This window comes from Dyadobacter sp. (assembly GCF_039919315.1).
Classification (GTDB): Bacteria; Bacteroidota; Bacteroidia; order Cytophagales; family Spirosomataceae; genus Dyadobacter.
This window is the reverse complement of the sequence record NZ_JBDSFX010000054.1, coordinates 152665-177136: the sequence shown is the minus strand read 5'-3', so window position 1 is coordinate 177136 and position 24472 is coordinate 152665. Positions and strand designations below refer to the sequence as shown.

General features: G+C 44.0%; 17 protein-coding genes. 13 read left to right on the top strand and 4 right to left on the bottom strand.

All coding sequences use genetic code 11. The features are described 5' to 3' along the window. Positions 1-45: 45 nt before the first annotated feature. On the bottom strand, positions 46-1524 hold the full coding sequence (locus tag ABIO93_RS15480; RefSeq protein ID WP_348069225.1) for a Gfo/Idh/MocA family oxidoreductase: 1479 nt from the start codon (positions 1522-1524) through the stop codon (positions 46-48). Positions 1525-1835: 311 nt separating this feature from the next. Here ABIO93_RS15480 and panD point away from each other — a divergent pair, with 311 nt between their 5' ends. From panD to ABIO93_RS15460, 4 genes are all read left to right on the top strand, one after another. Beyond that, the gene (gene panD / locus ABIO93_RS15475; protein WP_348069199.1) at positions 1836-2186 is read left to right on the top strand and encodes an aspartate 1-decarboxylase; all 351 of its coding nucleotides are present in this window, start codon (positions 1836-1838) and stop codon (positions 2184-2186) included. A gap of 45 nt (positions 2187-2231) precedes the next feature. Further along, positions 2232-3266, top strand: coding sequence for a lysylphosphatidylglycerol synthase transmembrane domain-containing protein (locus tag ABIO93_RS15470; protein ID WP_348069197.1), 1035 nt, complete (start codon positions 2232-2234; stop codon positions 3264-3266). Between the two features lie 83 nt (positions 3267-3349). Next, complete coding sequence (gene rfaE2, locus ABIO93_RS15465; protein ID WP_348069196.1) at positions 3350-3838, top strand: D-glycero-beta-D-manno-heptose 1-phosphate adenylyltransferase; 489 nt, start codon at positions 3350-3352, stop codon at positions 3836-3838. Between the two features lie 7 nt (positions 3839-3845). Next, positions 3846-4526 carry a zinc metallopeptidase gene (locus ABIO93_RS15460; RefSeq protein ID WP_348069194.1) on the top strand — a complete coding sequence of 227 codons (681 nt, stop codon included), beginning with the start codon at positions 3846-3848 and terminating at the stop codon, positions 4524-4526. 67 nt (positions 4527-4593) lie between these two features. Here ABIO93_RS15460 and ABIO93_RS15455 read toward each other — a convergent pair whose 3' ends face one another. Beyond that, a complete protein-coding gene (locus tag ABIO93_RS15455) occupies positions 4594-5763 on the bottom strand; it encodes a VCBS repeat-containing protein (RefSeq protein WP_348069193.1) in 1170 nt (389 codons plus the stop codon). A gap of 127 nt (positions 5764-5890) precedes the next feature. Between ABIO93_RS15455 and gcvT the strand changes: the two genes are divergently transcribed. From gcvT to ABIO93_RS15420, 7 genes are all read left to right on the top strand, one after another. Further along, positions 5891-6973 carry a glycine cleavage system aminomethyltransferase GcvT gene (gene gcvT, locus ABIO93_RS15450; protein WP_348069191.1) on the top strand — a complete coding sequence of 361 codons (1083 nt, stop codon included), beginning with the start codon at positions 5891-5893 and terminating at the stop codon, positions 6971-6973. Positions 6974-7009: 36 nt separating this feature from the next. Then, on the top strand, positions 7010-7720 hold the full coding sequence (locus ABIO93_RS15445) for a 2-phosphosulfolactate phosphatase (protein WP_348069189.1): 711 nt from the start codon (positions 7010-7012) through the stop codon (positions 7718-7720). 22 nt (positions 7721-7742) lie between these two features. Beyond that, positions 7743-9755 (top strand): hypothetical protein, encoded by a 2013-nt coding sequence (locus ABIO93_RS15440; RefSeq protein ID WP_348069188.1) that lies wholly within the window; start codon positions 7743-7745, stop codon positions 9753-9755. 39 nt (positions 9756-9794) lie between these two features. Beyond that, a complete protein-coding gene (locus ABIO93_RS15435; protein ID WP_348069186.1) occupies positions 9795-11615 on the top strand; it encodes a two-component regulator propeller domain-containing protein in 1821 nt (606 codons plus the stop codon). Positions 11616-11670: 55 nt separating this feature from the next. Beyond that, positions 11671-12309 carry a uridine kinase gene (locus ABIO93_RS15430; protein ID WP_348069184.1) on the top strand — a complete coding sequence of 213 codons (639 nt, stop codon included), beginning with the start codon at positions 11671-11673 and terminating at the stop codon, positions 12307-12309. A 69-nt stretch (positions 12310-12378) separates the two neighbouring features. Then, a complete protein-coding gene (locus ABIO93_RS15425; RefSeq protein WP_348069183.1) occupies positions 12379-13110 on the top strand; it encodes a hypothetical protein in 732 nt (243 codons plus the stop codon). 329 nt (positions 13111-13439) lie between these two features. After that, the gene (locus tag ABIO93_RS15420; RefSeq protein ID WP_348069181.1) at positions 13440-15380 is read left to right on the top strand and encodes an asparagine synthase-related protein; all 1941 of its coding nucleotides are present in this window, start codon (positions 13440-13442) and stop codon (positions 15378-15380) included. Between the two features lie 25 nt (positions 15381-15405). Here the strand turns inward: ABIO93_RS15420 and ABIO93_RS15415 are convergent, their stop codons facing one another. Both ABIO93_RS15415 and ABIO93_RS15410 read right to left on the bottom strand, forming a co-directional pair. Further along, on the bottom strand, positions 15406-18741 hold the full coding sequence (locus tag ABIO93_RS15415; protein ID WP_348069179.1) for a C25 family cysteine peptidase: 3336 nt from the start codon (positions 18739-18741) through the stop codon (positions 15406-15408). Between the two features lie 26 nt (positions 18742-18767). After that, complete coding sequence (locus ABIO93_RS15410) at positions 18768-21788, bottom strand: C25 family cysteine peptidase (protein ID WP_348069178.1); 3021 nt, start codon at positions 21786-21788, stop codon at positions 18768-18770. Positions 21789-22089: 301 nt separating this feature from the next. Here ABIO93_RS15410 and ABIO93_RS15405 point away from each other — a divergent pair, with 301 nt between their 5' ends. Further along, positions 22090-22686 (top strand): hypothetical protein, encoded by a 597-nt coding sequence (locus tag ABIO93_RS15405; protein WP_348069176.1) that lies wholly within the window; start codon positions 22090-22092, stop codon positions 22684-22686. 230 nt (positions 22687-22916) lie between these two features. Next, positions 22917-24461 (top strand): malate:quinone oxidoreductase, encoded by a 1545-nt coding sequence (locus ABIO93_RS15400; RefSeq protein ID WP_348069224.1) that lies wholly within the window; start codon positions 22917-22919, stop codon positions 24459-24461. The last annotated feature ends 11 nt before the right edge of the window (positions 24462-24472 follow it).

The window sequence follows — 24472 nt, the reverse complement described above, 5'->3', positions numbered from 1 at the left end:
GACTTACCAAGTCTACAAGACTTGGTAAGTCTCTGTTCTCTTCAATTACGACAATTTCCAGTCGCCGCGGTACTTGCGTTTTACGAACTGGTTGGCATCGTCGAAGTTGGTCACTTTCATATTGTTACCATCCCAAAGCAATTTCTTACGTCCTGGATAGTCAAATCCTTTGCCATCAGCCTTAGCCTGACGCAGATTGTAGCTACGGATACCCAGGTTACCCATGATCACCGTTTCAGTCAATGGTCCGGCGTAGTCGAATGACGACGTAAGTGCTTTATGTTCCTTACTGTTGAAACCTGCCTTACAAGCGTCTGACCATGAAACGTGGTGCCCGAATTCAGTCATAGTCGTGTATTTGTTTCCAAAATCACCTGGCTTGTATTCCAGCTTGGTTCCGTCTTTCAGATACACTTTTGGCGCAAGACCGTACGTTCCGCAGGTCATTACTCCTTTTTCACCGATCAACATGACCCCATTGCTGCTATCAGGTTCTCCCAGCGGGTCGTTTGCAGGGATCAAATCCGGGTGGAATGGACGAAGACCGCCGTCATGCCATGTCAATGTCACTTCCGATTTGTTGACTTTGTTAGCCGGGAATTTCAATTGCACTCTCGACGATGGCGGACATCCTTCGGGAATGTACTCAGCCGTCCAGTCTTTCATGAAAACCTGGCCTACGCTGCATTCAAGTTCGGTCGGGTATCCCAGTCCCAGGGTCCGGAAGGCGGGGTCGATTAGGTGGCAACCCATATCGCCTAAAGCACCGGTACCGAAATTCCACCACCCACGCCATTTGAACGGGTGCCATGCCGGGTTATAATCAACCCATTCGGCAGAACCTACCCACAGTTCCCAATCAATGTCAGCAGGAACGTCAAACTTGCCAGTCGGAACAGGGATACCCTGCGGCCATACCGGGCGGTTTGTCCACACGTGCGCTTCATGCACATTTCCGATCAGTCCTTTGTTGAACCATTCCTTCATCTGAGTCTGAGCTGGATTGGACGCTCCCTGGTTCCCCATTTGCGTTACAACCTTGTATTTGCGGGCTGCTTCGGTGAGCATACGCGCTTCGTAAATATCATGTGTCAAAGGCTTTTGAACGTACACGTGCTTGCCTCTTTGCATCGCAGCCATCGCGATAATGGCGTGCATATGGTCGGTGGTCGACACGGTAACGGCGTCAATGTCCTTTTCCATTTCGTCGAACATTTTACGGAAATCCTTGTATTTTTTGGCGTCCGGGTGCAGCTCGAAATTCTTTTTTACCTGAGCCTGGCCCCAATCCACATCACAAAGTGCTACCAGGTTCTCGGTACCCTTGTTCCATGCATTGTTGGTGTCAGAAAAACCCTTACCGCCCACGCCGACACCGGCGATATTGAGCTTATCGCTTGGAGCGAGGTAACCTTTGCCCAGCACATGGCGCGGAACAATAAAAAAACTGCCAATTGCTGCTGCCGTAGTTTTCTGCAAAAAATCCCGGCGGTTCACATCTTTCGGTGTATTTTCTGTACTCATCGGTTTTAGTAATGAAAAAATAAAGTGGATAATAAGGTTAAAAGCATTCTTTACCGGAATATTACTGGATAGTACTAATTCACGCTTAAATATAACGATGTTCCCCGCAATGTGTGGAGCACGAGTACGATTCATTGAAATAAATCTTGTATTTAATATCATTAATCAATGTCGGGAAAGCACAGTATGGAGGCATACGAAACGGGGGGAACCCTTCCTAAAACCACTATGTTTTGAAGGCTGGGTATTAATCCTGTAACTTTGGGAATTAATGCAGCTTTAAATAGAATCTCGACTTACAACACTGGGTAATGCAAATAACCATCATGAAATCGAAGATTCACCGTGTTAAGGTGACTCAGGCGGAATTGAACTACGTAGGCAGTATCACCATTGATGAAGATCTGATGGACGCTGCCGGATTGCTGGAAAACGAACAAGTACATATCGTAAACAATAACAATGGCGAACGCTTTGTAACCTACGTCATTAAGGGAGAAAGGGCTTCTGGCATGATTTGCCTCAACGGGGCTGCGGCCAGAAGAGTACAGATAGGTGACATCATTATCATCATTGCCTACGGTTCCATGACTCAGGAAGAGGCCAAAACCTTCAAACCTATGGTCATTTTCCCCGACCACAACAACCATCTGGTTGTTTAATCCAGCCATATCCAAAACTAACACTGCACATATTAAGGAATAGCTATGAAGAACGTCTTACGTTACACGATATCGCTTGTGCTCGCAGGCGGCCTGATCTGGTTTGTGTTCAAGGACATCAATTTGTCTGAGATGCTCGACCGGTTTGCCAAATCCGACTGGCGGTGGATCGCGGTTTCCTGCTTTTTCCTGTTGTGTGCACACGTAACCCGCGCCTGGCGCTGGGGCATGCTCATGGAGCCGCTGGGGCATAAACCCAAGCTGGTCAACAGCTCGGTATCGGTTTTAACGGGGTATTTTGCCAATTACATTGTCCCAAGAATGGGTGAAGTAACACGCTGCGGCACATTATATCGCCTGGAAGGCATCCCGGTTAACCTCAGCTTTGGTACGGTCGTCGCGGAGCGGATTTTTGATGTGATCATCCTCTTATTAATGATCGGACTAAACTTCATTCTGGAATTTGATAGGCTCAGTACATTCTTCACCGATTTCTTTCAAAGTAAAATTGGAGGTAGCCAGGCAGGCACCGGTAGCGGCATGTTGCTAGGTATATTGGTTGGCGGCTTAATTTTGGTGGCAGTAGCCGGTTTTATTTTGTTCAAAAATATCGCCCTAAGAAATAAATTGCAACAAAATGCGATCATCGCGAAAATTGTCACTTTCGCCCAAGGAATGCTGGAAGGACTGCTAAGCGTTCGCAAACTGCGAAGCCCAGGCTTATTTATCCTCAGCACATTAATGATCTGGGTGCTTTATTACCTGATTTCGTATGTACTCTTCTTTTGTATACCCGAAACTTCAGACCTTGGACCATTGGCTGGTTTGACATTGCTCGTAGTAGGCGCAATAGGCATGACCGCACCTACGCAGGGAGGGATTGGCGCATACCACTTGCTCGTTGGAAACGTTATGGTTTTATACGGCTTGTCACAAAATGACGGTATCACATTGGCCACATTCATTCACGGGGCGCAAATGATATTTATGCTGCTGGTTGGTGCCCTGGCCTTTTTATATGTTTTGGTACAAAACAAAAAAGTGGTAGCGGAACCTGAGCAAGTGTCTGCCGGGAATTAATTTAAGAATTTGTGATAGTCTGTGAGAATGGAAACCAAGTATGATACCATATTCCATTCCCACAATCCTACACCATTTTAACGATGAATATTACTGAAAGCAAGATCCTGAGATTAGAAGAAGCCATCACTACCATTGAAGACTGGCAGCGCTCCGGGCAAAAGGTAGTTTTTACCAATGGATGCTTCGATATTGTACATCTCGGCCATATTGATTATCTTGAAAAAGCACGCGCATTGGGCGACAGACTAGTACTCGGCCTAAACACGGATGCGTCTGTGAGCAGGTTAAAAGGACCATTGCGCCCGGTGGTCAATGAGTATGCAAGAGCAAGGTTGATGGCTGCTTTATCTTTTATAGATGCTGTCATTTTGTTCGACGAACCGACGCCAAGTCAGTTGATCGAGGCAGTAAAACCTGACATTTTGGTCAAAGGAGACGATTATACCGTTGAAAATATTGCTGGCGCGGATTTTGTTTTAGGTAAAGGAGGTGAGGTAAAAACGATAGCATTAGTAAAAGGCTACTCAACTACCGCATTGATTGAAAAGATAAAACAAGGATATAAATAAAATAACTATGGCAGGTGCATATGTAATTGGTATACTCGTGATGCTCATTAGCCTTTATGTGCAATGGCGTCTGAAGAGTAAATTTGAAGAGTATTCTCAGGTAGGCCTGAGTAACGGTATGAGTGGAAAGGAAATCGCTGAAACCATGCTGAGAGAAAGTGGTATTTATGATGTCAGGGTAGTGTCTGTTGAAGGACGATTGAGTGACCATTATAATCCTCAGGACAAAACAGTTAACCTCAGCCCGGACGTATTTTACGGACGAAGCGTATCTGCCGCCGCAGTAGCTTCCCACGAATGCGGGCACGCAGTACAGCATGCGACAGCTTATAAATGGTTGCAGTTCAGGTCACAAATGGTTCCGTTTCTGAGTGTAGCGTCACGCTATATGCAATGGGTAATCCTGGGAGGTATCGTATTGCTGAACACCACCCCCATTCCGCTGACCATTGGTGTTGCATTATTTGCAGCCACTACCTTGTTCAGTTTTATCACGCTTCCCGTGGAGTATGATGCAAGTAACAGAGCATTGGCGTGGATTCAGAAAAACAGGATCGTGAACGAGAAAGAATACATTATGTCGGCTGACGCTCTTAAATGGGCCGCAAGGACTTACCTCGTTGCTGCCATCGGTTCACTGGCTACGTTACTTTACTATGTAAGCCTTTTAATGGGCCGTCGGGATTAATGATCAGACAAACGATATAAAAAGCAAAAGGGAAGCGATCGCTTCCCTTTTGCTTTTTATATCGTTTCTATTTCTTACGCTGATTCCAGTAAACCACTACATTGTGTGTGGAGCGGCCAGAGGCGATAATATCCAGATCACCATCGCCGTCCAGATCGGCCGGTAGCAGGTCTTCGCAGGCGATCTTGATCTTTTCATCCAGTAGGTATTCCTGCCACTTTTTACCTTCGGGGTCAGAACCTACGAAAATCCTTAACCCCGTCTCCCCGATCACATTCGGATTACGCCAGCCCATTACGACCTGGTCCCTGCCTTGTCCGAAGAAATCGGCACAGGCCAGTGCGTGGCCTTCCTTGATCTTTTCTGTTAGTACCGTGCGATTGTCTTTGGAATAAACAACCAGTGAATTGCCATGCATGGGTTCAATGGCGGCTGTAAACAGCTGATTTTTTCCAAGGCTCCCTGTCCTGATCTCTCCTACTCCATTGCCTGCTACCATCCAGTTTCCCGACGGCGCCCACCCATCTGCTCCATCCAAAAATACCTGCACTCCTTCTTTACCGGCTATCGAAAGTCCCAGGATCCTTCCTGGCACCTCCATTGGCTGCATATTGTGGGTCATGTGCATATTCGTTTCGACCAATTCATAACCCCAGATCGTTTTACGGTTTTCAGGTACATCGAAAATAATGAGTTTCACGCCTGCGCCTACTCCGGCTGCATTGCCTTCACCATGCAAGGGAAGTACCGCCAGCTGAAAACCACCGTCTGATTTTTTGACCCACTGCATCCGATGAATGGTGACCTCGTGATGCAGGCGTACCGGCTCCCAGGCCTGCGTCCGGTCGTCGGGAGCGGAGAGATAAAATACAGCTCCGGACTGTTTCAGATTTTTGGTCTCAGAAGGATTCCATTGTGCGCCTACCGCAACCTCCACTTTTCCGTCACCATCGATGTCGCGGGCAGCGATGCATACGTTATCCTGCTCGGTAAGGTCTTTGGCAATCACATATTTGGTCCACGACTGGTCTTTCTTGCCAGGGTTTTTATACCAAACAATCTCTTTTTTATCAGCCAAAAGAATGTCCGGCTTTCCATCTCCATCCACATCTCCCTGCGCCACGCCATAGCCAATACTAATTTTATCGTCGATCACTTCCCCATTGAATGTGGCCGTTTGTGCAAAACTCGTTTCTGCCGACAGAAAAGCCATGAATGCTAATAATTGTATCTTCATAATTCTTACCTATTTTTTCACAATATACTTCAAAAAGAAGTGCCTGAACTTTGAAAAAAGAGTTTTTTGTGTGGCTTTGACCTGCTTTGCATACTTTTGTAAATTAATGTGAACCAATTTACCATACATGAAAACTGTCCCTTTACACCAAGTTCATATCCGGTTAGGCGCTAAAATGGTCCCGTTTGCGGGTTTTGAAATGCCAGTACGCTATTCTTCGGATCTGGACGAACACCACACTGTAAGAAATAACGTCGGCGTTTTTGACGTGTCACATATGGGAGAGTTTAGTGTGAAAGGACCGAAAGCATTAGATCTGATACAAAAAGTGTCATCGAATGACGCTTCTGCATTGTTTGACGGAAAAGTTCAGTACAGCTACCTTCCCAATGCGACCGGCGGTGTCGTAGATGATTTATTGGTTTACCGGATTAAGGAAGAAGATTACCTGCTGGTAGTGAATGCTTCCAACATTGAAAAGGACTGGAACTGGATCCAAAGCCAGAATACGGAAGGTGCCGCTATGGAAAACCTCTCCGATGCGCTATGCCTTCTTGCAGTGCAGGGGCCAAACGCTGCTGCTACTTTGCAAAAACTAACTTCGGTCAATTTACCATCCATGGAATATTATACCTTCCAAATCGGAGAAATGGCGGGTATTGATGATGTAGTGATCTCAGCCACGGGTTATACCGGCGCTGGCGGATTTGAAATATATGTTAAAAACGAAGACGCTGAGAAAATGTGGCATGCCATATTCGAAGCTGGCGCTGAATTCGGAATAAAACCTGTGGGCTTAGGCGCCAGGGATACATTAAGATTGGAAAAAGGATTTTGTCTTTACGGAAATGACATTGATGACAACACATCTCCACTGGAAGCCGGCCTCGGCTGGGTTACCAAGTTTTCCAAGGATTTTATCAATTCGGAGGAATTAAAAAAACAGAAAGAAGCTGGTTTGACGAAAAAACTGGTAGGTTTTGAAATGATCGACAGAGGAATTCCGCGCGGACATTATGAATTGTGTGACGCGGAAGGCATCAAATTGGGTGAAGTTACTTCGGGAACCCAATCGCCTACGCTGCAAAAAGGGATTGGAATGGGTTATGTACCGGCTGCATTCAGCAAACCGGACACTGAGATTTTTGTAAAGGTCAGAGACAAACTGCTAAAAGCAAGAACAGTAAAACTGCCTTTTGTAAAAAACTAAATCATTTAAACCCATACCCGTTTCGATTACATTTTTATGAAACAACTTGATGTTTGCCTCACTCCGGATCTGCTTCATTTACATAAGCTTAATAATTCAATTGTTGTAGTTGCCGATATATTCAGGGCTACTTCCTGTATGGTAACCGGGCTGGCCTATGGTGTAAAAAGCATTACGCCCGTCGCCAGTATCGAGGAATGTAAGTTTTTACAAGACAAAGGCTTTATTGCCGCAGCCGAGCGTGATGCAAGAAAAGTAGAGGGTTTTGACCTCGACAACTCACCATTCAGCTACATGAATGAGCGGCTCATTGGTTCTGAAATCGCAATGACGACTACCAATGGAACGTTATCTATTGCCAAAGCCAAAGCTTCTGCGGTGAAGGTAATGATCGGAGCGTTTCTCAATCTGGGCGCATTGGCTAATCAACTCAAATCCGAACAGTACGACATACTGGTACTTTGTGCTGGATGGAAAGGAAGGCCTAACCTGGAAGATACGCTCTTTGCAGGCGCATTGGCCGACGCATTAAAAGATCAGTTTATGTTACCGGAAGATGGCACTTTAATGGCCCAACGACTTTACTTGCAAAGCAAGGATAACATGCTGGCCAGTGTTTCCAACTCGTCGCACGTGCGCCGTTTGCAACGTTTGGGAATCCAGAAAGACATTTCCTATTGCCTGCAGACAGACCTTTACGATGTTGTACCCGTATTGCGCGGGACCACTTTGGTGGCTATGAATTAAATACACAACTAATCATTATTACATGTTCAGATTCGTTTTGCTCATTTTTTGTGGATTAATGTTTCTTTCCAATCAGGCTGATGCCCAGCGGAGAAGCAGTACACCCAAAAGAAAGATTTTAGCGCCTAAAAAGAAAGCTCCCGCTCCTGTAAAGCAGCAACCCACGGTGATTCCAGTGGATACGGTTAGTCAGCCGAAACCTGTGCAAGTAACAACTCCAGCGGCGGACACAACCCGAGCGGTAGATACGACCAGCAAAATTGATTCTACGGCGATCATTGACAATGATCTACCTATATCAAAAGATACATTAACCGAAAAAGAAGCAGAAGAGCAGCTTGAAAAAACAGCTGTAAAAACGGTCGCAGACAGTGTTCGCTCGTACAAGATTATTGTTGAAGATATCACCTATTTATCCGTTTGCCCCGGTACGACCATTACCATTCCATTCAAAACGGATGGGCCATTCGATGAAGACAATACCTTCATAGCACACCTCATTGACGTGACAGGCAAAAGTGTCCCCATTTCACTTCCTGTCAAAAAAAGCCCGATTAAAGCTGTAATACCCTCCTATAAGATTGGGGGCGAAGTTTACAGGATACAAATTATCAGTTCAATTCCGGTAGTGAGAAGCCAGGAGGTACCATTGCGGTTATTGCAAACTCCGGCGGCCAGGATCGAAGTAATAGACGGTACCCAGTCGGTGCGGATCATGCCAGGACAGGAAGCGCATTTACGGGTAAGCCTGACGGGAACTGCTCCCTGGTCATTCCGACTTTCGGATAGTACCACGGTTCACCAGACGATGTCTAACCCACATTATCTGATAGTAAAGCCGAGAGACGTAAAGGCTTATAAGATACTGGGTATTTCCAATGCATGCGGAAGCGGTACCATGTCCGGAGAAGCCATTGTGAATGTCAACAACAACCCGGAACCGAAACTGGAACTGAAAGAGGTTGATAAAATCGCCAAACTTTGCAGTGGGATACCATTCCAGGTGCCATTTAATGCGACCGGAAAATACAAGGAAGGCAACAAATTCGTAGTCCAGATCGCCGACAGGACAGGCGCATTCAAAACAATATCCGCGCCCGACACATCAGGCTACATCATGACTGAGATACCTGCCACTTACAAGCCGGGCGAGTACAAACTCCGCGTTACGTCTTCGGCACCATATCTTGTCAGTCAAACGACTAATGTGACCATTGTATCTCCTACCGTCACGGTTTTGCAGAAAGATTCGATCCGGCTGGGTGAAAACGAAACGGGTGAACTGACATTGAAATTTACAGGCGGCGGCCCATGGTTTGCATTGCTGTCGGATGGTACTTACGAGAACAACATTCAGGAATCGCCATACAAGATCAAGGTGAAGCCTTTTTACGATACTAATTACCAGATCACCTCTGCGGGCGGGCTTTGCGGGGTTGGGAAATTCTCGGGTACTGCCAAGGTTACTGTCAAAAGCCCTCCGGCCAGCATTACCCTCGAAAAATTGCCGCAGAATATGGTTTGTTCGGGTTCAACCATTGAAATACCTTATAAAACGGAAGGACGCTATAATCCAGGCAACAAATTCGTGGTGCAGGTCACCGATAAGTCGGGACGGTTTGTGAGCCTGCCTACTACCGTCACACCTACCTCCATGAAAGCAAAAATTGGGGGAGTAGCAGTCGGTGATACCATTCGCACTCAGAAAATCAGGATCATATCTTCGTCTCCGGCAGTATCCAGTGCGATTGAGGAAATCGATGTGATTGCTCCTGATAAAGCAGTTGGCGAAGTTTCCGGCAGAGGAACTATTACAGCGGGAAGGTTTACCAGAATTCAATTGAAATTCAAAAATGGCCTTCCGCCCTGGTCATTTACATTGTCTGACGGAACGGCTATCAACGGTACATTCCTGAATCCATACCTGATTTCGGTATCGCCCGCAACCACTACCGAGTACAAGATCAGCTCCTTAAAAAGCGGTTGCGGGACAGGCTCAGGTAAAGGATCGGCCATCGTAACGGTTGATAACTAGCAGATCAGGGATAAAACCGGTTCAAAGAAAAGCGGATTGATGATGGTACGTGTAGTTTTACTGATTTTTCTTTGGATCCTGATTGTTCCGGTAAGTCGGAGCCAGAATGTTCCATTGGGTCATTGGGAAAATCATTTCAATTACCTTTCTGCTCAGCATGTCATTCCAGTGAATGATCATATCTTTTGTTCAACTTACAATGGACTTTTTAGTGTAAACCCAGCGGGTCAGTCTATTAAAACCTGGTCAAAATCTGAGGGGCTGACGGATACGGGCATTAGCAGTATGGCTTTTAATGCCGAAGATAATCTGTTGCTGCTCGCCTACCGAAGTGGTAATTTGGATGTTGTGTTTTTAGATAAACAGTCTGAACCTGAATCCATTGAATCCTGGCCGATCCTCAATGAAACGCCCGGACTTCCTTCTAATAAAGAAATCAAACAAGTTATTTTCAGAAATGACCTGGCTTACCTCTGTACCAGCTTTGGAATTGTCGTTCTGAACCCCAAACTCAGGCAGGTAGAGGAAACATACCGTTATATAGGTACCAATGGTGCGCAGGTTTCAGTCAGTGGAATGGCCATTTCTGCGGACTCGATTTATGCCATTACTTCACAGGGGTTGCTGGTAACCTCCATGAAGGAAATGGTGAACCGCCAGTATTTTGCCAATTGGAAAATGGCTGCCACACCCGCCACCACTATTTCGCTCGCGTCCCGAAACAATGTTATGTATGCAGGGTTTTCAGGTAAAGGTGTATTCCAAAGAGAGAATAATGGTTGGAAACTGATTTATTCGTCGGATAGCAAACGTTACTCCATCACAAATAGCGGTGACAAGGTTATTGTTACATTAGACAACCGGATTGTCGTGCTGGATCAGGACAATAAGGCCACAATAGTAAATGACCCATTATTCAAAACACTTTCGGAGACCATTGTAACAAGCACCGGCACTCTATGGACCGCAGATCAAAAGAATGGCCTGCTAACCGCCCCTTCGCAAGGTTTCAGAACCGTTGCTCCGACACAATCCGACACAACTATCTCTCCTCGAAAGGATTCAATTATAATTGACTTGGAAGGATTAACCTGGACAAGATTGCCCGAATATCTGGGTGGAGGGATATTGGTAAAAAATACCCAGAATCATCAAAAGGTACTTTCAACTTCGATTGGCAACGGTACGCTACCTTCTAATGTCATCAATAGCATTGCCATTGATCAGGACGGATATATATGGTTTGCGAGTGACAAAGGCGTCGGTTACATTATTCCGCAGGATGTACTGAGCGCGGCCCGAGTGGACGCTATCCTGCCTATTTACGGTGAGCGCAGGCTTTTTTCTAATGAAAAATGTACGGCCATCGTGGTAGAGCCAGGCAATCGAAAATGGATCGCCACCCGCAATGGTCTATACCTATTCAATTCGGATGGAACGGAACTGGTTCAAAAATTCACTTCCGAAGAGAGCCCACTCCCTTCAAACCAAATCAATGCGCTCGACTTTGATCCCTCTACCGGCACGCTGTACATTGACACGCCCGCCGGAATGGTGTCCTACCGCAGCAACTCCACCCAAGCGTCAGAAAATTTCTCGGCGGTAACTATCTTCCCTAATCCCGTTCGTCCGGGTTATGGAGGAGATGTAGGAATAAAGGGTTTGATGAATGAGTCTGTTGTTAAAATTACCGAACTTTCCGGCCGTTTGATCTATGAAACCAGGTCACAAGGAGGAACGGCTTCCTGGAATCTGAACGATTATACGGGCCGGCGTGCGAGAGGCGGCATTTATATGGTCTTCATTGTTTCCGGAGACGGCACGGAGAAACTGGCAGGAAAATTGGCAGTTATTGATTAAAGTTATAATTTAAATTTTTGTGAGATCTCATCAACTAAGAGTCTCATTTTCAGATATGACAACCCCGGAACAAACACCATACATCGTAGGAATCACAGGAGGCAGTGCATCAGGCAAAACATTCTTTATGAAGAGTCTGCTCGATGCTTTTGACAAAGACGATATCACCCGGATCTCTCAGGACAATTACTACCGCCCCATCCATGAGATTCCCAGGGACGAAAATGGCGTTGAGAACTTCGACTTACCGGAGACAATCGACCATCATCTGTTTGCCGAGCATATTGCCGTTTTGCGCGCTGGCAGGGAAGTACATCAAAAAGAATACACATTTAACAACCCGCTGATCAAGCCTGAAATTCTGATTTTTGAACCGAGGCCGATCATTATCGTGGAAGGCATATTCGTTTTTTACTTCCCGGAGATAGCCAGGCTCATCGATTTGAAAATATTTGTCGATGCCAAAGAGCATGTTAAAATAAAAAGACGAATAATTCGTGATAATAATGAACGTGGTTACGATCTGGACGACGTGCTATACCGCTGGGAGCACCATGTTGCCCCTACTTACGACAAATTTATACTTCCGTTACGATCGGAAGCTGATATCATCATCAATAACAACTCGCGTTTCGATACCGGCCTGCAGGTACTGACTGGCTTTTTGAAAGGTAAACTTGCAGAGAAAAATTAAGCCGTTTTACTATTTTTACATTCGTTATTACAAATTTGGCAAACCATTCATATTCCACACGTTGCATACATGAAAATAACTACACACATTAAATGGTTCAGTCAACATAAGGCGCTGATTCCAATGCTTTCACTGGTTACCATTATGACTGTTGTCAACTTCTCTTGCGAGAACAAGGACAACGATCCTGTTGACATTTACGAGTACTATCCACTGACGGTCGGCAGCTATACGGTTTATGAAGTGAAAGAGGAAATTTATTCGACGGGACAAGCTGCACCGGTAAAAAAAACCTGGCAGGAGAAGGATGAGATCGAGAAAGTGGTATCCAATGCAGAGGGAATTCCAACCTACACCTTTTCCCGTTCAACCAGGAATTCATCGACCGACTATTGGCAGAAAATAAAGGAGTTCACAGTTCAGAAATACCCTGACAAGCTTCTGACCAACATTGACAACCAGACTTTTTTCTCCATGGCATTTCCAGTGGATTCGAGGTTGAAATGGAATGGAAATACTTACAACAATCTGGAAGTTCAGGACTATCATTATGAAAATGTGAACCAGCCGGTTGTGATCGGCACGCAATCTTTCGACAAGTCACTTACCGTGATAGAGCGTAAGGATACATCCATTATCAACCGATACATCGGGATAAAACAATATGGACTGGGTGTCGGCCTGATTTCGGATGACCAAACTTTTTATGAACTTTGTCAGAATGAAGACTGCATTGGTTCGGGTAAAATAGAGTCAGGAACTCACAAATCGAGGAAAATACTCGAATTCGGAGGCAAATAGAATCGGATGCGCACCGGTTACAAATATATATGGACTTGATTTTTTCCTATTCAATGTTTCTAAAGTTTGGAAATTAAATTTATCTGACTAAATTTACGCTGGATACTGGTATTAATCATATAACAAATTCAAAATGAGAACAGTGACATCGCACTCTACACAGACAAAAAAGTCTTACCGTAAACCGGTTCTGAACAGATTCGGTAATGTAGCAAAATTGACAAAGGGAAAAACAGGAGGAAGTCTTGACGAGTTGACAAACGAACTTAACTTTACTGAATAGGTGAAGTTTAATCCGGAATTGCTATTAAAAATGTTGAATTGTCGTTATGTTGCTTGAAGGTTTTTTCTTTAAGAAGAAAAAGTCCATTTCAATCGACCTCCTTAATCGGAAATACGATAAATTTATACTATTAGAGAATGGATATCTAGGAGTAAAGTTCAATGAAGACATAAGGATTTTTCCTTCCAACTTTTTGGGGGTTATTTCAAACTCCGAGCATGAAGAGACAAGATGGTTGAGTGATTCAAAAACTCAACATTTTGTCTCTTTTTCTTTGGAAGGCGTTCTTGTTCAACAGCGGAATAGTGCCATTGGCGTGTGCGCTTGGTACGATACGCAGGTCAAAAAACTGTATTTGTCAAGAGATGTTTTTGGTCTTATTCCATTTTACTACTTCCAACTTTCGGACGAAATCATTGCTTTTTCAACCGATTTACCTTCGCTAGTAGCAAATCCCTTTGTCAAAGTCCACCTTAGCGTTAATTTGCAACGGCTGGCCTTATACGGAACCGTATTGGCAGAAGCTACCATTCCTTACACGGATGAAACTTTCTATGAGAGAGTTCGGGCGGTTCCTCCGGGATGCCTCGTAACTCTCGATTTTCAAGCTGCTTCAACTAGAACCTATACCAAACTCAGCCCGTCAAAATGGTCAAATTTATCAAGGGTCGAAGAATTTGCTGAGGAGTTTCGTCATATTTTCATAAACTCTATAAAACGAAATTTGCGGCCCGGCTTTCAACTCTCAGCATCTCATCTGAGTGGCGGTATGGATTCGTCTTCAGTCAGCACAATCATTAAGTTCTTACATCCGGAGCAACCTCTACATACGCTTTATAATAAATCAAACACACTTGATACCGACGAAAATCTCTATGCAATGAGTGTAGCGGAGAAAATAGGATCTGTTCATCACGAGATACTGCAGTCCGAAGAGGATTTTAGATTACTTTCGACTTTCACCGCACTGGCTGGTCAACCTTCATCCATGCTGATTTCGCCATCAGGCACCGCTAGCCTTATGCAGTTCGCAAAAGATCTTGGCTGCAATACAATTTTCAATGGAACTGGTGGTGACTCTATCGTTGGCAGCGGATTAGAAGCAATAGGTCTAGCTTTTGACAAGCGAAATTGGAGTTTGGTGAAGACTCTCGCCAGGAAAAGAGCTTCATTCTACTCAAATTCACATAAATTTCGCGACTGGGAGAATTATTCGGAAGACAGAAAATACGAAATAGTTCTGAACAATTTGTTCTTCAGGAAGTTATCGCAACTAGCATTTCGCAGAAATTGGAGAGAGTTGAATAAGATCTTCACCGAAATATCTTCCAATTTTGATATCTCCTACTCCTATCTTCTCAAGGCGGGTGGCAAAGGACTTCTGGATAAGGTAAAAAAAGGTCATTTTACACCTGTATATTCAATTTTAAACGATGATCTCTTAGCACTGTCCAGGCACGATGACTTGACAAATATTACAGAACTTTTGGAAAACGGCCATTCACAAGAACAGCATTCTGCATTTGCAGATATTTTTCACACACATACTATTTTTTCAAACGAAGATGTATTCGCTATAAGCAAGCACTACAACATCACAAACAGCTCCCCTTTCTATGATACGGATCTGTTTGAACTTTGCCTGGCCGTCCCTGATGTTATCAAGTTTGGGGATGGTATTGGAAGGGCTCATTTCCGCGAAGCAATGAAGGGCCTGTTACCGGAACACGTACGCCGGAGAAGCACCAAAACCGTTGTTCGGTCATTAGGACAGCAAATTGTTCTCCGCACTTATCAACAGGCTCGCGACTTGCTAATGCAAACTTCCGAAGTCTGGAACTACGTTAACCGTACAAAATTCGAACATCAGCTGTCGATTTTAAAAAATGACAGAATTCCGTATCCGCAAAAAAATAACACACTTATCCTGATTTCACGCACCATTTCACTTGCTATCTGGCTGGAATGGTATAAGGGCAACAAATGATATTTGCCCTGCCTTACATCAGCACTTACCTTACCAATACGAGTTTCCCATTAAAGATTTTTACAGACTGATTACTATCATTCAGCATAATAATCTTATATGCGTACAATCCGGATGATGCGAAGGATGGAGACCAATACCACTCTGCCTGTGAAGTAGCCTTTGGAAAGGACACCTGCCTTTCTTCAATCAAAATACCCGCCTGGTTATATATCATGAATTTGGCCGTCTTGTAGATAAGACCCTTTTCTACTGTAATACTAAATTTGACATAAGAGGACGCAGGATTTGGACTCGCTACTAACGTGGCAGTATTGAGAGGCATCTCGGCAATGGTGAAGCTAATTCTATATGGCTGAATGCTGGAATTTCCCGCCCGATCTTTTACATTCACCAGAAGCTCATACTGGCCAATTGCGAAATCATTCGTTGAATAAGTTATTTGGAATGCGTGATTATCGATGGAATCTATGGCCATGTCTATCTTTGAATAAATCACCTTTTTAAAATCACATGAATTATCCGCGCAACGCTTGACGAAAATGTCTACCAGTGCTGTGTCTGGAAATATAAACCTATCGTCCTGCACTTTGAACGTGATCGAAGGATTTGAATCAATAACCTGCTTTTCCTTTAAAATCGTACCGTTAAACTCGACGCTGAGAATAGGCGGGATCACATCTTTGTTATTGGCAGAGGTGAATAGATATTTGTCTTTAATCATATCCCAATCGACCTCCAACTCGGATACGTTATTTTTGATACTCAGTTCACTGAGTAAATGATTTGGATCAATAATTACCTGTATTTTTTGAATGTCTTTTGAATTAAGGAAAGAAATCGACAAGGTATCCTTAAATGGGAAAGACTTTAGCATTTTGCTGCCAATTTTATTTCCTTTACTTCCAAAATATGTGACCAGCAGAGGTATTTGCTGTCCTTGCAAATAACGCCCTTCGTTAGAAACAAAAACAGCCAGTCTGATAGAGTCCGATTTCTCAAAGGATTCTGAACCTGATTTAGAATATAGGGTGATACTTTCCTCAGGATTTAAAGAGTAGTCTGGTTTATCGACTGTTATCAACTTCAGTGCAGGATCGCCTTGTAGCACTGTTTGGTGCACATTGGAAATACTGTACACATCTCTATTCTTTGTAACAATTGTGTTTGCGACGGCTTGTTGAATTTTACCAATTGATAAATTAACGGTCGTCGGTTCTATAAACATATTAGTATATAGTTGCTGCAGATATCTAGCCGAGGGACTGACAAAACTCTCAAAAGAATTGGCAATTATCGCGATTGCCCCTTTGTTAGGAGCCAATATCCAGTCCAGCGAAAGTGTAATCCGGTCTCCCGCACTCGGATTGGGATTAAAACGATTCATAAAAATATCACCAACCCCACAACCATTAAAATACATCATTGGATACTTTTTCGAATTATTATACCCACGGGATATGTCTGTGATGTAGCCCATATCCAGATCCGTTATCACAGGAGAACCATGCCCAAAATAGGTGATTAGCCCCACCCCGTTATTAACATCCGACGTAATATTTACGGACTCCACTTCGGCAATTGGCTGTTGTTTCACATAAGGGGTGACCCTGCCACCGACAACTCCATTGACAATAGTTGGTTCCAGGTCATTTAGCAATCCTTTCAACTGGGTTATCTCGCCAACGTTTTTGCCACCATTCAGATGAAGAACATTTTTGCGCCAACCATAATCGCCTACTACATTTTGTTCGTAGTCCTTTACCTTCTGTAAATAGTCCAGCACATTTTGAGTGGATATCCCGGAAAGTCTTCCAACCGGTACAGCAGGAATGTCCTGATCGGCCCCCAATAAGCCGCTAACCAATAAGATGTCAGAAGCCGGAAAGCCCATCGAGGGAACCTCATCAGGAAGCTCTCTAATCATCCTTTCATTATTGGTAATGGATTTTCCTATCAGGAAGAGATACTTGTCCTTCCCCCCTTCTCCGATCATATAAGCCATAAACCGCTTGATCGCAAGTGGACTAGGCTCACCATAATTGAACTGGTTGTAAATATCCTTGATTTTAACAACCAGAGGCTTGAACCCGCCTCCTTCCACAGAGGCCCGATAGTTGGCGTATTGGGTCGCTCCGTCTATGAGCGGATCCGTTGTAATAATAATGTAATTAGGCTCTTTCGCGGCGATCTTCTTAAAAGTAACTTCCTTCATTTTCTCCGGCAGGACGCTGGTTACTTCTTTGGTGGTTAACAGGGTTGAAAGCTTTCCCGGGGTTCTGGGAATCATTAGATTTTGATAGGAACCCTGAATCATCACAGGATTATCGCTGTCAGTCACATCCATTACCACTGAATTGACAGGCGTACCGTTGATTTGAGCTCTATTCCATGTAACCGTGCCTGGATTTAACCTGAACTCCTTGCTTAATTGCCCATCCATGTTAAGACTCTGAGCGTATCCAATCGAATAATAGGCGAGTGAAAATCGTTCAAACTGGGCGGTACCAACAGCTCTTAGAGCGAGCACCCCTTTATTATCCGGCCCAATATCGCCTGCCTTCAATTCGAACGAGTATTCTGTGCCAGCGTAGCCGCTATTATTAATGGAATTGACTAACCGTAAGGATTCAGCGTCTTTCCCAATTAGAACCTCAATTTTATGGTCATTATTGCTTCTGCCATGCACAAGCAATTTAATGTATGCCTTAGCCAGTTTGTCGGCAACGTTTGTCAACTCGAAACTATGGCTGAGCAACGTCCCAACTTTTGTTGTGACGCCGGTTTTGCTGGCTGCCAACTCAAAATAACTATTGAGATAATCTTTTTGAATAGCGGATTTCGTACTCAAAGAATACTCTTCGGTAAACACTTTTGTAGTAAGCTCATTGTGGTAAGCCAGTGGTTCAACCTTGGTATCAATGGGTTGGTTAATCACTTTTGCACGCAAACCAACCGATTCTCCATTCGTTAAAAAGTATGATCCCTCGTCTGAATACATACTACAGTACGGATTCAGACGGGAGCTCATCGGGCGGTACAGCAACGAGTCGCTGCTGCCGTCATTTAATACCGCATAAAATAAAATTTCATTGTTTGCAACGCTTATGATGGAAACCTGTTTACCCCTTCTCCATAATTGTAGCTTTTCGGGAGCGCTTACTGCAAAAGTTTTCGGTAACGAAGAAAAGGGAATTCGATGAAGCCCCTTTTTTCCAACTCCAATTTTTACATAAGGCTTATTATAGGTTATCCAGCTATCTGCATAAGGTGCTGAGAACTGCGCGCACGCCTCCTCTGCTCCTGCTATTACCACGAGTAGCGCCACCAAACCAAGTAATCGTCTTATTTTAAAGTACATTAGTGTGTAGTTTGAACTATAACCTGCTATTTCTTAACCACTTTTTGATAGTAAACATCGTTATTCTCCGTTGTAATTTTCAGCACATAACTGCCAGTAGAAAGACCCGTCAGCTCCGCTTTAACACCTTTTCCAGTTTTTCTGGTAACTCCGTTAACATCCAGGATAGTCCAGGACTTAATTTTTACGGGTGCATCCAAGGATATTTCGACAAAGTCTGCTGTAGGGTTTGGATAAATATTCACAAGACTCGTTCCCTGCCTGTCAACTGATACTATTTTCGATAAGGTCGTATTACCATCCACCAATAATCCGTCTGAATTCTTGAATGATTCATCAACCTGTTTTAGACGATAATAGCTGGTTCCTGAAAGCGGTTTACTATCAATAAAAGTATACACACTTTCTGTACTCTTATCTCCTTTTCCTTCGACGCGGCCTATTTCTTCAAAGTTTTTCGCGTTGTAGCTTCTCTCAACAATGAAATGGCTGTTATCGATCTCGGAAGCTGTTTTCCAAGTTACGTCAACCTTATTAGCGCCAACAGCTATCGCGGAAAAAGTGATTAGGTCAACGGGAAGCCCGCCCTCGGTAGTAAGCAATATCCTAAGTGCAGGATCACCCAGAAGAACTGTCTGATGAACTTGGGCTTGATTTTGAATGTAAACAACCTCTGTTCTGGCATTCTCTGCACCAACCCTAAAACCTCCTGCCTGTTTAGTCAGCTGAGATGCGGTCTGCAAAATCTTTCCAATCGGCTGACGTTCGAGGTCACTCTTGCCGAACATTTCTGCATAAACACGTTGCATATAGTCGTTGCAGCTTGTTGCAAAGCCTGACCAAGAGTTACCAAACACCGCAATCGCGCCTTTTCCGTCGCTCAAAAGCCAGTCTAAGGATTGAGGCCGTGAGGTCGATGTGTTAACGGTCAATGCAAATTTATTTTGAAACACGTCAAGCACGTCACAGCCATTGTAAAATATGATAGGGTATCTACCAGGATTATCAAACTTCTTAACAGGATCAGAAATGTATCCGAAATTATAATCTGTCACGTGCGGCGCACTATGTCCAAAATAAGTTATTAGTCCAATTCCACCGGCACCATTTGGCGTAACTGGAGTTGAATTGACGTGGTAGTGAAGTGTATCATTTTGAATGTTAGCGTCCGTAACGACAGGTTTTACAGCTGTATATACTTTCCCATTAAATGCCGGCAGTTTTACCTTCTGAGCAGCCGTTGAAAGATTAAGGGCATGGTCACTTATTTCACCCGATGTCTTACCACCGCTTATATGGGCTACATTTTTTCTCCAACCTAGTCCAGTAGTAGCCGCCTCATAATTTTTTACTTTGTTCAGATAAGCAATAGCCTCCGTATTGCTCTCGGTTGGTATGCGACCCACAGGAATTACCTGCACATCACCTTGAGCCCCTTGCAAACCCTCGATCGTCAAAACATCAGAGCCTGGGAAAGCCCAGGTAGGGACCTCGTTAGGAAGTTCCTTGGTGATTCTGTAGTTTACAGACGCCGATTTGCCCATGAGCAAAAGATACCTGTCTTTATTGCCGTCTGAAACCATATAATCTACGAATCTCCTGATCGCCAGAGGGCTTGGCTCTCCGTAGTTAAACAGGTTATACAAGTCTGCAATTTTAAAAACGCCTGTTTTATATTTTCGTCCCGGGCTTGCATTCTTCCGATAAGAAGCAAACTCTCCCGCTGCGTTTTCAAGTGTAGTGTTGGAAACGATCAAATAATCGTAGTCTGCTTTATTTATTTGAGGGAACTGTACAGTGTTTACTTTGCCGGGGTCAACATCTGTTGTTACCGTAGTAGCTAACAAGTTAAGTGGCTTATTATTTGGTCTTGAAAACAGTAGGCTTGCAGCAGTCCCGGTAATGATTCTTGGGTTTTTGTGATCTGAAATATCGTAAAATTTCAGTGTGCCCGCTCCTGGAGGTGTTGTAACTACGATTTTACTTTTCGATCCCTGAGCTGCGCCCGGAAAGTTGAAATTGAAAGATGACAGACCTTGCATATCAATCAACTGCTTGTAAGCCAATTCATAATAGCCTATTGCAAATCTATCATAATAAAGCTCGGTTTTTGGCGAATCCAGATTGAACCCGATAAAAGATTTACCGTTTAAAAAATGGCTTAAATTGGTATTGACATTGATGAAGGCCGGACTAAATCCGTTGATAGATACCTGACCAACATCATTCATGCTAGCTTTGGTTTGTCCCATAAACAGATGGACATTTCTTGTGTTAACACCATTTGGAGCGTAAGCCGAGCGACCAAAAACCAGTACTTTTAAAGCAGGGCTTTCGTTACCGAACTGATTTTTAACTTCAAGAGGAACAAAATCATCGGCTCTCTGAACCACATTAGTAGCCAGATCTTTGACAAAGCCAAACTGGATAGGGTGACCATCGGAGTCGATGTATCGAAAACTTGTCCTTGTCTGACCGTCTTCCATGAAACTGTTGATGGTAATTGGCCTGATAGAAGTTTGGGTTGCGTGTGCATAATCGTCCGAAAAAGCATTGATCTGGGTTTGAATATGATATTCAAGAAGCTGGCTCCCACTTGGATCACTGATATTCTCGACCACCGCCCTTTTTCCATCGGGTGATCCGATTGTCAGAAAATAGGAGCTCTCGTCTGAGTAGTGGCTGTAATAGGGATTCAATCTGGCCTTGTACGGTCTGTAAAGCAAAGAGTCAGAACTCCCGTCATTAGGTACGCCATAGAATTCAATTTGCGTTACTGACGCACTGATTAATGCTACTTCCACTCCGCGATGGTACAAATGAAGTGTATTTGCAGCCGCGCCATTCATAAAGCCACCCGGCAGGGTAACCCGTTGTATTCCTTTTGTAGAAATTCCGATTTTCAGCCATTTCTGAGAATACTTGTTTGCAAGCCAGTCGTTTCCAAACGACCCGTTCCACCCCACTTGTGCAAATAGACTCCCAATCGTCAGTGTGCATAAAATAAAGGCGGGTAAAAAAAGTTTCGTAAATGTGCGTTTGCTCATATGTTTATAATATAATAGTGCAAAAATTTATTAAAAATAGCAATGGTTCGTGACATTATTGATATAATTAGCAAAATTCTACAAATTTCCAACTCTTTAAATGGCCACTCTAAAAGTGGGAAAGCAAATTTTGAAAAGTAGTTGGTACAATTTTTTCAGTAAAACATTAGACTTAAAACACACTTCTGTAAAGAGAAAGTGACTTGTTGAAAATCTGAGTTCCCCCGATCATAGGTATTTGTGAATTTTTGTACTTAATTTGCTCATATACGTTTATTGACTAATCAAACTCATTGAAACTATGCTGAAGAATTTAACTATCGTAGCATTTTTTAGTCTTGCTATTTTTTTTGCAGGTTGTAAAGGAGATCAAGGTGATGTAGGCCCAGCAGGAGCCGCAGGTCCGGCGGGAGTAAATGGTACCCCAGGCGCACAAGGGCCCAAAGGTGATACGGGTACTAAGGGACTAGATGGGATAGGTGCGATGGTAATATCAACCGGCCCCGTGAAAAGCGAATCAGGAGGATTTGTTTTTGGGAAATTGCTTTTGACCCCGGCAGATTCCGTGGTCCTTGCTAATAGTGTGATACAAGTTTATGTTACCGCAAACAACAGAGTTTGGGGAATGCCTGGAAAGGCTTACTGGAATGGGCTGTCAACGTTTACGGACTTTAGTTTTTACAGCCGGTACCTGAATACCCGACTGTATGTTGCATTGATCCCTGAAAGATGGTCAGAAGACCAGGCTACACCTCCGGAACGTGATTTTCAAGACATTCGTGCTGTAATTATCCCGGTTACAAAGTATAAGGCAAGACTGAATTTAGATTATTCCAATTACGAGGAAACAATGAAATCATTGGGTCTTACTGAAGCTGACGTTATTCATGCTGATTGACCCGAGAATTAAATCTTCCATAAAAAAAGGATACCATTCTGGTATCCTTTTTTTATGCCCCCACCATTGGCATTATTAAAACTATTCAAGTTTTAATTGCCCCCTGTCAAGAACTTGTAACCTGTCATAACTTTTATTTTTTAAATTATACTATTTTCGAAACAAATAGTGTTAGGATCGTTGTTATCCTATTGCATTTTGTATTTTTCCGGGCCAAGGCCCATTCTAACATATTTACTTTTTTCGTGATGAACACCAAAAAGTCTTCAAAAACGAGCTCCCCTGATGTAGTTTTGATTGGGGCCGGTATCATGAGCGCTACCCTGGGGGTACTGCTCAAAAAATTAAGTCCTTCCATTTCAATTTCTATTTTCGAGCGCCTCGACCGTGTGACTGCCGAAAGTTCCGACGCATGGAATAATGCTGGAACAGGACATTCTGCCTTTTGTGAACTAAACTACACGCCGCAATTGGAAGATGGCTCCGTCGAAATCAAAAAAGCGATTAAAATTGCCGAGTCCTTTGAAGTCTCCAAGGAGTTCTGGGCATACCTCGTCGAAAATGGGATCGTAGCATCACCTGATACATTTATCCACAATATTCCACACATGAGTTTCGTGTGGGGAAGTGAAAATGTTGATTATCTCCACAAACGCTTCACCGCCCTCACCGGCCATCATCTTTTCCAGGGTATGGAATATACCGAGGACAAAAATGAGATCAGTAACTGGATTCCGTTGGTGATGGATGGCCGGAATCCTGATGAAAACGTGGCCGCTACCAGAATGGCGCTCGGTACTGACGTTAATTTCGGCACGCTGACCAGGTCTATGTTCGACTATCTTGAAAAACAGGAAGGCGTAAACTTGTATCTCAACCATGAAGTCGAAGACCTAAAGCGAAACCGTGAAGGGGCTTGGAATATTGAGGTAAAAGACCGTGAAACCCGTGAAAGTCGCAAGGTTCAAACTTGGTTTGTCTTCATAGGTGCAGGGGGAGGTTCTTTACCGCTTCTTGAAAAATCGGGTATTCCCGAAGGCAAAGGTTTCGGTGGATTTCCGGTAAGTGGTCAATGGCTAGTGTGCAACAAGCCTGAAATCATTGAAAAACACCAGGCAAAGGTGTACGGAAAGGCTTCGGTAGGTTCACCGCCTATGTCAGTCCCTCATTTGGACACCCGGGTAATAGATGATAAAAAAGCGCTACTTTTTGGACCATACGCAGGGTTTTCTACGAAGTTCCTAAAAAATGGCTCTTACCTCGATCTGCCTCTTTCCATTAAGCTGAATAATATCAAACCAATGCTGGCGGCAGGGATACATAACATTCCCCTCACCAAATACCTGATCGATCAGGTGAGGCAGTCGCCGCAGGACCGTTTAGAAGCATTGAAGGATTACCTGCCAGAGGCGCGCCTGGAAGACTGGGACCTTGAAACAGCTGGTCAGCGGGTACAGGTCATTAAAAAAGATAAAAAAGAAGGTGGGGTTCTTGAATTTGGAACAGAGATGGTTACCGCCGCTGATGGTTCCCTGGCTGCATTGCTGGGCGCTTCTCCGGGAGCTTCTACTTCCGTTTCGATCATGCTCGACCTCATTCATAAGTGTTTTAAAGACGCAAAATCTCCGGAATGGCAGGCTCAGTTCAAAACAATTATCCCGTCATTCGGTAAGTCGCTTGCTGATGATGCTGATTTCGCCGCCAAAACCAGGGCAAGAACAACCGAGGTGCTACAACTGAGCGCCTCACACCTGGAAGAAGAATTGACAGCGTAGTCGATACAACA